This window comes from Thermanaerothrix sp., assembly GCF_056331585.1.
The window spans coordinates 20,232-34,734 of sequence record NZ_JBWGPQ010000029.1 but is presented as its reverse complement, the minus strand read 5'-3'; the positions used below and the strand labels follow the sequence as shown (position 1 = coordinate 34,734).

The 14,503-nt window shown below is 60.0% G+C and carries 14 protein-coding genes and 1 pseudogene; 9 read left to right on the top strand and 6 right to left on the bottom strand.

Annotated features, from left to right (window positions below; translation table 11 throughout):
* Positions 1-254, bottom strand: a pseudogene (locus AC01YT_RS10280) (hypothetical protein); the annotation flags it as partial.
* Positions 255-491: 237 nt separating this feature from the next.
* Here AC01YT_RS10280 and AC01YT_RS10275 point away from each other — a divergent pair.
* Both AC01YT_RS10275 and AC01YT_RS10270 read left to right on the top strand, forming a co-directional pair.
* Positions 492-911: a CBS domain-containing protein gene (locus AC01YT_RS10275; protein WP_424913255.1), complete on the top strand. Its 420-nt coding sequence runs from the start codon at positions 492-494 to the stop codon at positions 909-911.
* 82 nt (positions 912-993) lie between these two features.
* Positions 994-1,977 (top strand): CAP domain-containing protein, encoded by a 984-nt coding sequence (locus AC01YT_RS10270; protein WP_476675159.1) that lies wholly within the window; start codon positions 994-996, stop codon positions 1,975-1,977.
* A 3-nt stretch (positions 1,978-1,980) separates the two neighbouring features.
* Here the strand turns inward: AC01YT_RS10270 and AC01YT_RS10265 are convergent, their stop codons facing one another.
* Both AC01YT_RS10265 and lipA read right to left on the bottom strand, forming a co-directional pair.
* On the bottom strand, positions 1,981-3,378 hold the full coding sequence (locus AC01YT_RS10265; protein WP_476675157.1) for a cryptochrome/photolyase family protein: 1,398 nt from the start codon (positions 3,376-3,378) through the stop codon (positions 1,981-1,983).
* A gap of 26 nt (positions 3,379-3,404) precedes the next feature.
* Positions 3,405-4,352, bottom strand: a complete 948-nt coding sequence (gene lipA / locus AC01YT_RS10260; RefSeq protein ID WP_424912405.1) for a lipoyl synthase — start codon at positions 4,350-4,352, stop codon at positions 3,405-3,407.
* A 308-nt stretch (positions 4,353-4,660) separates the two neighbouring features.
* Here lipA and AC01YT_RS10255 point away from each other — a divergent pair, with 308 nt between their 5' ends.
* From AC01YT_RS10255 to AC01YT_RS10235, 5 genes are all read left to right on the top strand, one after another.
* Positions 4,661-6,247, top strand: coding sequence for an aldehyde dehydrogenase family protein (locus AC01YT_RS10255; protein ID WP_424912404.1), 1,587 nt, complete (start codon positions 4,661-4,663; stop codon positions 6,245-6,247).
* 118 nt (positions 6,248-6,365) lie between these two features.
* Positions 6,366-7,274 (top strand): CoA transferase subunit A, encoded by a 909-nt coding sequence (locus AC01YT_RS10250; RefSeq protein ID WP_476675155.1) that lies wholly within the window; start codon positions 6,366-6,368, stop codon positions 7,272-7,274.
* Position 7,275: 1 nt separating this feature from the next.
* Positions 7,276-8,037 carry a CoA-transferase subunit beta gene (locus AC01YT_RS10245; protein ID WP_476675153.1) on the top strand — a complete coding sequence of 254 codons (762 nt, stop codon included), beginning with the start codon at positions 7,276-7,278 and terminating at the stop codon, positions 8,035-8,037.
* Positions 8,038-8,063: 26 nt separating this feature from the next.
* The gene (locus AC01YT_RS10240; protein WP_476675151.1) at positions 8,064-9,086 is read left to right on the top strand and encodes a D-2-hydroxyacid dehydrogenase; all 1,023 of its coding nucleotides are present in this window, start codon (positions 8,064-8,066) and stop codon (positions 9,084-9,086) included.
* Positions 9,087-9,107: 21 nt separating this feature from the next.
* Positions 9,108-9,866 (top strand): HAD family hydrolase, encoded by a 759-nt coding sequence (locus tag AC01YT_RS10235; protein WP_476675149.1) that lies wholly within the window; start codon positions 9,108-9,110, stop codon positions 9,864-9,866.
* Here the strand turns inward: AC01YT_RS10235 and AC01YT_RS10230 are convergent.
* Genes AC01YT_RS10230 through AC01YT_RS10220 form a run of 3 tightly spaced genes read right to left on the bottom strand, consistent with a single transcriptional unit; the run spans position 9,863 to position 12,407 of the window.
* Positions 9,863-10,954, bottom strand: coding sequence for a pyridoxal-phosphate-dependent aminotransferase family protein (locus AC01YT_RS10230; protein WP_476675147.1), 1,092 nt, complete (start codon positions 10,952-10,954; stop codon positions 9,863-9,865). The genes AC01YT_RS10235 and AC01YT_RS10230 overlap by 4 nt on opposite strands.
* Positions 10,955-10,981: 27 nt before the next feature.
* The gene (locus tag AC01YT_RS10225) at positions 10,982-11,776 is read right to left on the bottom strand and encodes a DNA-methyltransferase (RefSeq protein WP_476675145.1); all 795 of its coding nucleotides are present in this window, start codon (positions 11,774-11,776) and stop codon (positions 10,982-10,984) included.
* A complete protein-coding gene (locus AC01YT_RS10220) occupies positions 11,769-12,407 on the bottom strand; it encodes a hypothetical protein (RefSeq protein WP_476675143.1) in 639 nt (212 codons plus the stop codon). The genes AC01YT_RS10225 and AC01YT_RS10220 overlap by 8 nt, the downstream gene beginning before the upstream one ends.
* A 305-nt stretch (positions 12,408-12,712) precedes the next feature.
* On the opposite strand from AC01YT_RS10220, the gene AC01YT_RS10215 reads away from it, so the two are divergent.
* Both AC01YT_RS10215 and AC01YT_RS10210 read left to right on the top strand, forming a co-directional pair.
* Entirely contained in the window at positions 12,713-13,447 is a 735-nt protein-coding gene (locus tag AC01YT_RS10215) for a hypothetical protein (RefSeq protein WP_476675141.1), read from the top strand.
* A gap of 86 nt (positions 13,448-13,533) precedes the next feature.
* Entirely contained in the window at positions 13,534-14,430 is an 897-nt protein-coding gene (locus tag AC01YT_RS10210; RefSeq protein ID WP_476675139.1) for a prenyltransferase, read from the top strand.
* The last annotated feature ends 73 nt before the right edge of the window (positions 14,431-14,503 follow it).

Genomic DNA, 14,503 nt, shown 5'->3' with positions numbered 1-14,503 from the left:
GTGGGTGGGAGGGTTGAGGTCGGGCGTGGGGTGGGCGTTTCAAGGCCCAGTGGCGGTGTTGATGTCCAGGTGGGGGGCAACTGGCGCAGGGTGGGGGTGCTGGTGGGGAGCTCCAGGCGCGGCGGCAGGGTCGGCGGCGGAAACGGGTTCAGCGGCGTGTAAGGGTTGAGGAAGATCAGGACGAAGATTAAAACCACCCCCAGGGTCGCCAGGAGGGTGAGCAGGGTAAGCAGATTCCAGAAATTATCGCGCATGGTGGCGGGACTCCCTCACAGCCAGGGTCACAGTCGTGCGCGGAATGTGCTCGGCAGGGTCAATGTCAGTATATCCGAGATTGACGTCCTGTCAAGCAATGCAAGCCGCGCCCGCCAGGGGGATCTAAAAGTGGCTTGCGTTGAAAATCCCCCGCGAAGGCGCTTTGCATTCGGGTAACGCCTATGCTATACTCATTTTTGAAACCCCCCGAATCACCTAGATGGAGAGGAGCGACCATGCAGAATACCGTCCGCGACTGGATGAATGACCTCGTCGTCTTTGTGGATCCAGACGCCACCGTCACCGAGGCGCTTAAACTGATGCGCCGCCGCTACGTCAACAGCCTGATTGTGCGCAAAACCGAAACCAACCCCGAGTACGGCATTGTGACTTCGATTGATGTCTGTGACAAAATTGTCGCTCATGGGCGCAACCCCTCTGAACTCAAGGTGCGCGAGATCATGAGCAGCCCTCTGATCACCGTCCCCAAGGACGCCACAGTCGAAGAATGCGCCAAACTGATGTTGGAAAAGCGCATCCATCACCTTCCGGTGGCCGACGAACACGGGAACATCGTGGGCATGATCTCGGCGACCGACTTCCTGTTCATCGCCGAAACGATGGGGCATGGCGGCGGCGACCGGGCATTCTCTTGAACCAACCAGCGGCGCTTAATCCATTCGGGCCGGGGTGGGCGAATTGCCATAACCCCGGCCCGTCGTTTATAATTCGGACGTCATGAGACACAACCGTTGGCTTTATTTAATCCTGATGATGACATTATGGGGGGCGTTGTGGGCATCCCCACTCCCTGCCCATGCCCAGGCTGGCAGTGCCCAGGCGCTGATTGACCTGGTCAACCAGATTCGCACTGCCAACGGCCTGCCCGCGCTCATTGTGGATCCGATCCTGATGGCTACGGCGCAAGCCACCGCGGAAACGATGGCCAGCAGCGGCACCTGTGCCCATATCGGCAACGTCAGCGGACGGGTAGCGGCAGCTGGCTATGGCGGCGGGGCAACTGTCTTCGCCACCGAGAACATCTCGTGCGGCTACAACCGCACCGTGGAACAAGTTGTTTATCAGGATTGGGCGGATGCCACCCACATGCTGCCGATGACCCAGGCCAACTACGTCCATGTGGGGGCAGGAGTGGTCGAGAGCGGGGATGGGCGCGTTTACTACGTGCTCCACGCGGCCTATTTTGCCGGTGCGGCGGCGGGGTATACCCCGCGTGCGCCCGTGGCAGGCACAGCGGCGGCGACTACCCCCCAGATCATCATTCCGGTGCAGACGGCGACCCCTCAGAGCGATGGCTCCATTGTACACAAGGTGCAGCCGGGGCAATCTTTGTGGAGCATTGCCATCGCCTATGGGGTGAAGATCGCGGATTTGATCGCGCTTAACCGCCTGGCGCCCACGCCGGTGCTATGGGCGGGGCAGGATTTGATCGTGCGCCCGTCGTTCACGCCCACCCTCTCGCCCACGGTCACTCCAACCGTGCCGCCGCCCACGCGCACCCCGACCCCCACCCCCACGCCACGTACACCCACCCCTACCCGCACCATCACCCCTACCCCTACGGTTACGCCGCGCCCGTGGCTGCCGGCGCAGGTGCTGCGCGACCCCGAACAGCGCCGTTACCTCGGCTGGGGTTTATTGATCCTCAGCGTACTGGGTTTGACGGTCGTGGTGGTGGCCGGTTTTCGCGGGCGCAAGTAGCGCCTAGTCATTCACCCGGCGAAAGACAGCCAGGGCGCGCACCCGCGCTACCGCGTGATCTACCAGCGGGGCGGGGTAGTCGTGCCCAATGCGCACCCCAAAGCGGCGTTGCACCTCCATCGGCATTTGCCAGGGGGCGTGCAGGTACTCGGTCGGGAGCGCCGCCAGTTCGGGCACCCAGCGGCGGATGAAGTGCCCCTCGGGGTCGAATTGGCGGCTTTGCAGGACGGGATTGAAAATGCGAAAATACGGCGCGGCATCGGTGCCGGTGCCGGCGGCCCACTGCCAGCCACCGTTGTTGGCGGCGATGTCGCCATCCACCAGGTGCTGCATGAACCAGTGCTCCCCCTCCTGCCAGTTGATCAGCAGATCTTTGACCAGGAACGACGCCACGATCATACGCCCGCGGTTGTGCATCCAACCCTCATGCTGCAACTGACGCATGCAGGCATCTACGATGGGGTAACCGGTGCGCCCTTCCTGCCAGGCGCGTAAGTCTTCGGGGGCAGTGCGCCAGGGCAGGTCGCGGTAGGCGGGGCGGAAGGCCGTCTTTACCACCTGTGGAAAGTGATAGAGGATGCTGTGGTAGAACTCGCGCCAGATCAGTTCGTTGATGAAGGCCTCCACTCCGTGCCGCGCCGCGGGATGGGTGGCTTGGGTCAGGGCGTTACGCGCCGCTTGCACCACCTGACGCGCCGAGAGCAGGCCGAAGCGCAGATAGGGTGAGAGGCGCGAGGTGCCGTTCAGGTCAAGGCGATTGCGCGCCGTGGCATAGTCATACACGGTGGCGGTGAGAAATTCTTGCAGGCGGGCCTGGGCGGCGGCCTCACCGGCGGGGAACGCCGGGGGTGGGGGCATCTCCGGCAGGGGATCGCCCGGCAGACGGGGCAACGGCGGCCAGGGGGTGGGGAGGGAAAGTCCCGCGCCGGTTGGGGGCAAAGGGAGTGCCTTCCAGGCCCGGCTGAACGGGGTGAAGACGGTATAGGGGGTGCCATCGGGCTTGCGCACACTATCCGGGTGGTGCACCGTCAACCCCACGACGTGAACCAGGGGCAGGTCGCGGACCACACGGGCATCGCGACGACGGGCATAGGGGGTGTAGTCTTCTTCGGCGTAGATGCGGGTGGCACCGCTCTCGGCCAGCACCTGGCGCAGAACGGCTAACGGGTCGCCGCGGCGCACGAGCAAGTACGCCCCGCGCGCTTCCAGGGCTGCAGCCAGGTCGTGCAGGCTGGCGCTCAGAAAGCCCCAGCGTTGGGGCGCGGTGGAGCGGTTGTGCAGCAGGTGGGGGTCGAGGATGAACAGGGGCAGAGGCGCAAAGCCATCGCGCAGGGCGGCATTCAGCGCGGCATTATCGTGGAGACGGAGGTCGCGCCGGATCCACCAGATAGCGAGGGGCATTCAGACCTCCGTTGGCGGGGGCGGCTTTAGGTGGACAAGGGGCTGCCGTAGAGTTTACGGTGCACCACGCTCAGCGCGCGCACTTGCTCAGCGGCATGGTAAGAAGAGCGCACCAGCGGGCCGCTTTCCACCCACTTGAAGCCAATGGCCAGGCCAAAGGCTTTGAGTTCGGCGAATTCCTCCGGGGTGTAGTAGCGGGCAATCGGCAGGTGGTGGCGGCTGGGTTGCAGGTATTGACCAATGGTGAGAATATCCACACCCCACGAACGCAGGTCTTCCATCACCGCTTTCACTTCATCCATGGTCTCGCCCAGCCCGACCATGATCCCCGATTTGGTCAGCACGTCGGGATCCATGGCCTTGGCATTGGAGAGGGTCGCTCGCGCCCATTCGTAGCGATCCTGGGGCTGGACCCGTTTGAACAGGCGTGGCACGGTCTCGACGTTGTGGTTGAGAATCTCGGGGCGGGCTTCCATGACGATGCGCAGCGCCTCGGCACTGCCCTTGAAATCGGGGATGAGCACCTCGATGGAACAGCCGGGGTGAATCTCGCGGATGCGGCGGATGACCATGGCGAAGATGGGGGCGCCGCCGTCGCGGCGGTCATCGCGGTTGACGCTGGTGATGACAGCATGCTGCAGGTTCATCGCCTTGACCGCCTGAGCGACGCGCTCCGGCTCCAGAAAATCCAGGGCGCTTGGGCGGCCATGTTTGATATCGCAAAAGCCGCAGGTGCGGGTGCAGACATCGCCCATCATCAGGAAGGTGGCAGTGCCGGCACCCCAGCACTCACCCATATTGGGGCAGGCGGCTTCTTCACACACCGTGTGCAGCGCCTTCTGGCGCATCAGTTTCTGCAACCATTCGTACGTCTCGCCGCTGGGGGCGCGCACGCGGATCCAGTCCGGGCGGCGGCGCGGCGTGGTATCCAGGGTTTGGGGATCAACGCGTTGGCGGGTGGCTTCGTTTGGCATAGACGTCACTCCTTGCCCCCGATTATACATGATTCGCGCCGGGAGGGTGGGCGTTGTCACATCTGTTTTCGGAGCAATGCGCTCTGAAAATGAGGGGTAAGGGCGCGGCATGTCCGAAGGTTGGATCTTGCCCGTAATTCCATCCTCTCTAAAAGCACAGCCCTTCTCAGATTCGGGACGAACGTCCTGCCAACTGCCTGACACCCTGACTTTGACTTGCTCCCTCGCCCTGGCTATACTTAATACTGCCTGAGCGGTTCAGGCGCACCCCAAATTTCCCCTGTCTCACAAAAGGAGGGCGTTGGTTTATGACCGCTGAAAGCACCTTTAAGTTGACCTATGCCACTATGTTCAATCCCCCTGAAGAACTGCACACCCGCTTTGAAGACGCTCTGGCGCGCGTCAAGGCGAAATTGGGGCAAGAACACGGCATGATCATTGACGGTAAGGAGGTCTTTGCTGCCAAGAAGTTTGAAGACCGCAACCCCGCCCATACCGATATGGTGTTGGGCATCTTTCAACAGGGCACCGCAGAAGATGCCCAGGCTGCCCTGGCTGCTGCCCGCCGCGCCTTTCCGGCCTGGAGCCGCATGCCATGGCAGGATCGTGTTGCTCTGATCCGCAAAGCCGCCGACCTGATTGACCAGCGCATCTACGAGATTGCCGCGGTGGTCTCGTTGGAAGTGGGTAAGAACCGCATGGAAGCGCTGGGGGATGTGGCCGAGACGGCGGATCTCTTCCGTTATGCCTGTGACCGCATGGAGGCCAATAACGGCTTTATCGTTGAAATGGGGCGCGACCCGTTGGTGGGGTTTGAGGCGCGCAACGTTTCGGTCTTGCGCCCCTACGGGGTGTGGCTGGTGATCAGCCCCTTCAACTTCCCCTGCGCGCTCACCGGTGGTCCGACAGCAGCGGCTTTGGTGACCGGCAACACGGTGGTGATGAAGCCGGCCAGTGATACGCCCTGGAGCGTGCGCCTGATCGCCGAATGCCTGCGCGATGCTGGCCTGCCGGATGGGGTGATCAACTACGTCACCGGCCCGGGCAGCACCCTCGGACAGGCACTGATTGACAGCCCCGAGGTGGACGGTATTACCTTCACCGGTTCCTATGATGTGGGCATGCACATTTACCGCTCGTTCGCTCAGGGGCGTTGGCCACGCCCGACCATCCTGGAAATGGGCGGCAAGAACCCGGCCATCGTCAGCCGCCACGCCAACCTGGAAGACGCTGCTGCAGGAATTGTGCGCTCGGCCTTTGGGCTGCAGGGGCAAAAGTGTTCCGCCTGCTCCCGCATTTACATTGAAGCCCCGGTGTACGATCAACTGGTTAACCGCCTGGTGGAATTGACCAACAAGCTCAGCATCGGCGATCCAACCGAGCGCAAGAACTTCCTTGGCCCGGTGATCAACCGCAAATCCTACGCCGATTACCAGGCGTTCTGTGAGGAATTGAGCCAGGCTGGCACCATCCTGACCGGCGGCAAGGTGCTCACCGAGGGCGAGTATGCCAAGGGCTACTTCTGCGCGCCGACGTTGGTGACCGACCTGCCGCTCAATCATCGCTTGTGGAAGTATGAGATGTTCTTGCCGATCAGCACCATTGCTAAGGTCGAATCGCTGGAAGAGGCGATGCGCCTGGCCAACGACGTGGATTACGGCCTAACCGCCGGCTTCTACGGCAGCGAGGAGGAGGCGCAGTGGTTCTTTGAGCATATTGAGGCCGGCGTGGTGTACGCCAACCGTCCTCAGGGTGCTACCACGGGCGCCTGGCCCGGTTTTCAGCCCTTCGGCGGATGGAAGGGTTCCGGCTCCACCGGCAAGAACGCTGGCGGTGTGCACTACCTGCAACTCTACATGCACGAGCAATCACGTACCCTTATCCGTCGGCTCTGAGATGATGCGGGGGCTGTCCGCAGCAGGGCAGCCCCTCGTTTTGCCCGCCACTGGTGAGAAGTCGCCCTTTTTTCGGCCGTTATTACGGATAGAATTAGGGAGGGAATGGAATCTGCTCATGCCACGCGATAAACGGTGTTCGCTTTCTGAAGCCATTGCCGAATTCGTCCATGACGGCGATTGCGTCTATGCGGCCGGCTTCACCCATCTCATTCCCTTTGCCGCTGCCCATGAGATTATCCGCCAAGGACGGCGTAACCTGGTACTGGCTCGGGCCACCCCCGATTTGATCTACGAGCAGATGGTCGCTGCCGGCTGCGCCCGCAAATTGATCTTTTCCTACATGGGCAATCCCGGGGTGGGCTCGCTGCGCATCGTGCGCGCCGAGATTGAAGCCGGCAACCTGGAATGGGAGGAATACTCGCACTTTGGGATGATTTCCCGCCTGCACGCTGGTGCGGCCGGGCTGCCTTTCATGCCGATGAATCCCACCGCGGCAGGCGATTTGGAGCGCGTCAACCCCAACTATCGCCGCCTGCAGGACCCCTACACCGGGCGTGAGGTGGTGGTGGTGCCGCCGCTCAATCCGGATGTGGCCATCGTCCATGTCCAGCGCGCCGACCGCCATGGCAATGCGCACATCTGGGGCATCCTGGGGGAACAAAAGGAAGCCGCGTTTGCCGCCCGCCATGTCATCCTCACCGCGGAGGAAATTGTGGATGAAGCGGTTATCCGCTCCGATCCTAATCGCACCTTGATCCCGGAGTTTGTGGTGGATGCGGTGTGCCACGTTCCCTATTGCGCCCATCCCTCGTACACCCAGGGCTACTACGATCGCGATAATGCCTTCTACCTGGCTTGGGATCAACTCAGCGAGTCGCGCGCGGCGGTGCAAGCCTGGCTGGACGAATGGGTCTTTGGCGTTAAGGATCGCCAGGAATACTGGCAGAAATTGGGTGAGGAAACGCACCGCCGCCTGGCGGTGAAACCGCGCTGGTCTACCCCGATCAACTACGGAGATTACTGAGATGAGCCCCTACACCGCTGCTGAACTGATGACCATTAACGCCGCGCGCCTCTTGCGCGACCATGATGTCGTTTTCGTCGGGGTGGGGCTGCCCAACCTGGCCTGCAACCTGGCTCAACGCACCCATGCGCCCAATCTGGTGTTGATTTATGAAGCCGGGGTGATCGGGGCGCGACCTTCGCGGCTGCCCCTTTCCATCGGTGATCCCACTCTGGTCAGCGGCGCGGCGTTGGTGTGTAGCATGTACGAGATTTTCAGCCTTTACCTGCAACGCGGCCTGATTGATGTAGGCTTCCTGGGCGGGGCACAAATTGACCGTTTTGGGAATATCAACGCCACCGTCATCGGGGATTATTTCCACCCCAAGGTGCGCTTGCCCGGTTCAGGCGGCTCGATGGAGATTGCGGCTTGGGCGAATCGGTGCTACATCATTACCCCGCACCAGAAGCGTCGCTTCCCGGAACGGGTGGATTTTTGCACCTCGGCGGGCTTTTTGAGCGGACGCACGGAACGCCTAGCCAGTGGGGTGCGCGGGGGCGGGCCGCAAGCCGTGGTGACCGATTTGGGCATCCTGGAGCCGGATGAAAACGGCGAATTGATGCTCACCGCACTGCACCCCGGCGCTACGGTTGAGCAGGTGCAGGCCAATACCGGCTGGCCGCTCAAGGTGGCTGCCAATCTGCGCCAGACCGAGCCGCCAACTGCGGAAGAACTACGCATCTTGCGCGAGGAACTCGATCCGCAAGGGATTTACATTCGGTGATTCTAGCAGACAGAGCGGAGGAAACCATGGCCACCCAGCCCGTTAATGTGTTGATCACAGTTGCCTTTCCGGAGCCTCTGGTGACCATTTTGCGCGAGGTTTCCCCCCGTTTGCGGTTGACGGTGCATCCGGCGCGTCGTCCGGAGGACATTCCACCCAATCTGTGGGCACAGACCGAAGTGCTTTATACCGATTCGGTGCTTCCTGTGCCGGAGCAGGCCCCTAACCTGCGCTGGGTACAGGTTCATTACGCGGGCATGGATCATCTGATCCATGCCCCGTTGGTGCAAAAGCCCGAGGTGCAATTCACCACGCTCAGCGGCGCCGCGGCTTCACAGGTGGCCGAGCATGCCGTGATGATGATGCTGGCCTTGGGGCATCATCTGCCCGAGGTATTTGACCTGCAACGCCGCGCCGAGTGGCCCGGCGACCGCTGGGAGCGCCTGGCACCCTTGGAACTACGCGACAGCACGGTGGGGATTGTGGGATACGGCAGCATAGGACGGGAGATCGCTCGCTTGCTCCATCCCTTTGGCGTGACCGTCCTGGCCACCAAGCGCGAGGTGATGCACCCCGAGGATGAGGGTTACACCCGCCCCGGGCTGGGGGACCCCGGTGGCGACCTCTTCACCCGCTTGTATCCCATTCAGGCTTTGACCTCGATGCTGCGCGGGTGCGACTTTGTCGTCATCTGCCTGCCGTTGACACCGGCAACGCGGGGTATCATCAATGCCGAAGCCCTGGCGGCAATGAAGCGCACGGCTTACCTAGTAGATGTCAGCCGCGGTGGGGTGGTGGATACCGCAGCGTTGTTGGAGGCGTTGCAGGAACGGCGCATCGCCGGCGCCGCCCTGGATGTCTTTCCGGAAGAACCCCTGCCCGCCGATAGCCCATTTTGGAAACTGCCCAATGTGATCATTACCCCCCATATTGCCGGTGTGAGTCGCTATTACCTGCAGCGGGCGGTGGAACTGTTTGCCGAAAACCTGCACCGTTACCTCAGTGGCGGTGTTTTGCTCAATCGTTACCAGGGACAACGGGGGTATTGAGGTTGTACTGTGAGTGCGGGCATGCGACGCATCGCGGTAGTCTTTTTTGACCTGGGTAACACGCTCATGTTCTATAGCGGCGATTTGAATGACGCCTTGAGCGCCGGTGCTCGGGCGATGGGGGATGTCCTGCGCGCCTGTGGGTATACGATTGAGCCCCCTGCCATGTTTGAGCGAACGTTCCTGGAACGGCTGCGTCAGTATTATGGCTGGCGCGACCAGGTGCTGATCGAGATCCCCACCGCCCGACTTTTGGACGAGGCGCTCCGAGGGTGGGGAATTGAGGCGACGCCGGCGCACCTGAGCGAGGCGCTGGCGGCGTTCTATGCCCCTTCGGAGGCGTGTTGGCAGCCGGATGAGGAGGCCGTGCCCACGCTGGAGCACTTGCGGCGGGTGGGTTATCGCCTGGGGGTGATTTCCAATGCCGGGGATGCTGCGGATGTGCATCATCTGGTGGAAAAAGCCGGGCTGCAGCCCTATTTGGACGAGGTTATCGTTTCGGCTGAGGTGGGGCGGCGCAAGCCACACCCGGACATTTTCACCCATGCCCTGCGTTGCTTTGGGATTGAGGCGGCGCAGGCGGTGATGGTGGGTGATCTGCTGTGGGCGGACGTGTGGGGGTCACAGCAGGTGGGTATGCGCGGGGTTTGGCTTACCCGCCACTTGGCACCGGATATCGTACCGCTCACCCCGGTGTTGGTCCAGCCTGACGCCCGTCTTGAGCGCCTGAGCGCATTGCCGGGGCTGCTGGCGCAGTGGGACGAAGATCCGCCGGCCTAAAGCCCGCGCACCACGTCCGCGATGACCTCCAGCGCCTGGGTGACCAGCGCTAGATCGGCCTGGCTGCCCATATGCCCTAAGCGGAAGACCTTGCCCGCTAGCGGCCCATAGGAACCGCCCACCACCAGCCCGCGCTGGCGGAAGCGCGCATCCAGTTCCGGCCAGGAAATACCCTCTGGCACATACACGGCCGTCACGGTCGGTGCCGGGATAGCCTCCGGTCGCGGCAGCAGGCGCAGGCCCAGGTCTTGCAGGCGCTGGCGGCAGTAGGCCGCCACGTGTTCGTGGCGGGCAAAGACGTTTGCCAGCCCTTCTTGGAGCAGCATATCCGTAGCGACTTTAAGCGTGGCTACTCCATGCCAGTTGGGGGTATAAGGGAACTCAAAGCGCGCTTGGGCGTGGCGGAAGGGCTTCAGGGCATCGTAGCCGGCGTAATCCACTTGGTCAATGATCTCCCAAGCAGTTTCGCTGACAGCCACAAAGGCCATCATCGGTGGGGCGGAGAGCACTTTCTGCGAACCGCCTAACGCCAGGTCAATCCCCCAAGCATCCACCTCCACGGGGGTACCACCGATGCTGGAAACGGCATCTACGTAAAAGAGGGGAACGCCGTATTTGGCTTTGAGGCGTCCTACTTCAGCCAGCGGGTTGAGCGTACCCGAGGGCGTCTCGCAGTGCACGGCGGTGATCATCTTGGGTTTGAATTCGATGATCGCGGCCTCGATTTCATCCCAGTTGTTCAGCGTGGCGTCATAGGGCAAGCCAATGATCTTTACCTCAGCCCCAATGGCTTGTGCCATCTCGGCAATGCCATAACCGAAGACGCCGGTCGCCAAGGCCAGCACGCGGTCACCCGGGCGCAGGGTGCTTTTGAGCGCCCCCCACAGCGCCAACATTCCCTCCCCGGTTTGGATCACGATGCGGTTACGGGTGGCGCAGATTTGCTGCAGGTTGGCTTCGGTCTGGTTATAGAGGTCGAGGAACTCGCGTTCCAGGTCGCCGGAACCAAAATCCACCTGCATGGCGGCTAAGACCGCAGGGGGCACGCGCACCGGCCCCGGCACCATAGGAATGGGATAAGTCTCCATCACCGCCTCCAGAGTTGCTCATTGTCGTCACGGGGAACTTGTTACCATAAGACCGGGTTGGTCTAAATGGGCTTCAAGGCGCAGGCGCTTGAGCGCCAACGCGCAATAAGATGGGTCTATCTCAATACCAATGCCTTTGCGGCGCAAAGTATGGGCGGCAATCAACGTTGAGCCGCTGCCCAGGAAAGGATCCAACACCGTGTCTCCTACATAACTAAAAAGCTTGATGCAACGGCGAGGCAATTCTACCGGAAAAGGTGCGGGATGGCCTACACTAGATCGCTTCTCACCCGAAAATGTCCATAATCCATTGGTCCACTCAATAAATTCATCACGGGTAATATCTGATTCTCCATGAGTCTGTTTTTTCCAAGATCTCTTGTACAGCACTAGAATCACTTCTACAGGTGCAATAACATAAGGGGCTGAGGCACTCATCCAAGAACCCCAGGCCGTGCGCCGCGAGATATTCCCTTCATTCCATATAATGGTGGCATGGTACTTGAACCCCAGCTGCTTAGCCAAATGAGTTAAGTCGGCGGCAACGCTTTGCTGACCACCTTTGTTTTTGTCCAAAGGAACATTCAGACATAATCTCCCATCCGGTTTGAGCCATTCCAAAGCACGCGCTAGCCACTTGCGATTGAATTCAAGATAATCTTCATAAGATAAATTATCTTTGTGAGAGTTGTAGTGAATATCTACATTATAAGGAGGAGACGTAACGACTAAGTCCACCGATTCGTTGGGGATAAGGGTGGTGGTTAATGTATCGTCCTGGATGATAGAAATCTCATTATTAGTGTAAAAGATATTACCCAAGGTTTCCTCTGCTTACGCTATCTATCAGCGCTTCTGATAAGCATCTGCCCGTGACAGTTTCGATCCGCGGCGCTTCAATATAAGTCAAGTATTTCAATTCTTCGATCAAATTATCCATATCGGACGTCGTTGCTACCACAACTTTATCTAGCCCAAGGACCTCTCCCTTTTCAATTTTTCTGCTTAGACGCTCAGCCTCCGAGTTATCGAGGGTAATTAGAAGTGCCAACGAATTTCTATGTACATTTTTTAGTGCAAACGCTTCAAGATCGGCCTGCTTGTAGCGCTCCCTCAGTGTAGTTTTGGCACTCAGGACTATAGGACCTTTCTCATTGGAATAGAGTAACAAGTCATAAATAACGTTGGGAACAAAGGTAACCTGGGCTCCCAAATAAAGGGGGTAAAGACGTTCGCGCAAAAGAAGTGTGGTTAGTAGATATTCAAAAACTTTGCCATTACGATTGCGATCGCTCTCACCAAATCTTGCAATATACTGTTGCCAAAACTTTCGAATGTATTCAGAAGGGCTTCTGTAGATCACCTCAAAGAAGTTGGGCATGATTGTTTCAAATGCTTTAGCCGCAGCCTGTCCGTCACCTTTTACAATCCCAAGTTGTTGTAACAAACTCATCTTGACCTCATGATTTTTGCGGAAATTCCGTTTTTTTATTTTACCAATGATGTTATTAACCAGGTTACCCAATTATGCGTCGTTTTCATATCCTCTTAATCCGCTTGCGTCATAATTGGGGCTGTGAAAACCCGCTTACGCCGTTTTGCCTCACGTCCAACCTCGCGTCACACGTATCCCCGCTTTTGGGAGAAAGCCATCCCGGTTTTTCTTGTTCTGATCAGCCTGGCGATTCTGATTCTGCTGGGGTCATCCTGGCCGTACTACTGGGGTGGCTGTAAACCAAATTTTTATTGGAGGATGGTATGAACGTCTTCACTACCGTGTTACCGTTTCTTTCCAGTGCGGTTAGCCTGGTCTTTGCCCTATTGGTCCTGCGTCGCTTTAGGCGCAAACGCGGCGCGCATCATTTATTGTGGGGGATTGGGATGCTGTTCTACGCCATCGGCGGCTTCTGCGAAGGCTATTACGGCGCCCTGGGTTGGAACCCGTTGATCTTCCGTCTGTGGTATCTCTTCGGCGCGATGCTGGTGGCAGCCTGGTTGGGGCAGGGAACGGCCTATCTGTTGATCCGCCGCCGCGGCGTTGCGCATGCCTTGATGGCGCTTCTCCTGCTGGGCTCGATTTACGGGGCGGTGCGCGTCTTTGGCGCCGAACTCGACCCGGCGCTCATGTCGGGCGGGCTGCACACCGGGAGCGAATTGAGCGGGCGCGCCATCGTCACCCCCGGCGTACGCACCCTCACGCCTTTCTTTAACCTTTATGGGACGGTGCTCCTGGTGGGGGGAGCGGCCTATTCGGCCTGGCTCTTTTGGCGCAAGCGCGTGCTGCTCCATCGCACCATCGGCAATGTGCTGATCGCCATCGGTGCCCTGATGCCCGCTTTTGGGGGCACCTTCAGCCGCTTGGGCATCTCCGGTGCGCTCTATCTCAGCGAATTTCTGGGCGCAGTGCTGCTCTTTGCTGGCTTTTTGCGCGCAACAACACCGCTTCCCCAGCCCGCCGAATCGGCTTCGGCCCCTCAGACGGCGGCGTCTTGAACGCCGCCTTGACGAATCCGCGTCTATTGGCTAGGATTTAGGCGCTTGCGACCAATCATCTATCTCAACCTTGGGAGAGATTGCATATGCTGTCGTTGAAATCTCTGCTTGGCCCGATGCGCGTTCCCTTTCTATTGCTCACCCCGGCCTGTGTGGCGCTGGGCGTGGCAACGGCTTACTGGCAAACCGGCCACCTGAGCGGTGGGCAGGTAGTGTTGGTGCTGATCGCAGCGCTGGCGGCGCACATTGCCGTTAACGCTCTGAACGAGTATGTGGATTACAAAACCGGGCTCGACCTGCGCACCCAACGCACGCCGTTTAGCGGAGGCAGCGGCACCCTCCCGCAGCAGCCCAATCTCGCCCCGGCTGCGCTCCGGATTGGCCTGGTCAGCCTGGCTGTGCTCAGCCTGATTGGAGCCTATTTTGTCGCCCTGCGTGGGTGGCTGTTGGCGCTGATCGGCGTCCTGGGCGTGCTGGTCATTGTGACTTACACCCCGTTCATTACCCGACTGCCGGCGCTGTGCCTGATTGCGCCGGGGTTGGGCTTCGGCCCGTTAATGGTCATTGGTACGCACCTGGCGCTGGGGGGCAGCCTCTCGGCGGCGGTGGTGGTGGCTTCACTGGTGCCGTTCTTTTTGGTCAATAACCTGCTTCTGCTTAATCAGTTCCCGGATGTGGAAGCGGATCGTAGTGTGGGGCGTCATCACTACCCCATTGCCCTGGGACGCCGGCGCAGTGCTGTGATCTATGCCTTGTTCCTTGGCTTGGCTTACCTCGCTGTGGTGGCCGGGGTAGTGGGTGGGGTGTTGCCCGCGACCAGCTTGCTGGGTCTACTGGCGGCGGTGTTACTCCCGCACGTGATCCGGGGTGTCCTGCGTTACGCCGACGATCTGCCCCATCTGATGCCCTATCTGGGGTTAAACGTCGTCCTAAACCTGGTGACGCCGGTGCTGGTGGCGTTGGGGTTCATTCTGGCGGCCTGAACCCAGGCCACAAAGAAGGATAAAAACACCCCTGGTCATCCGCGCTCCAGGGGTGTTTTTCACCCTACCGCAG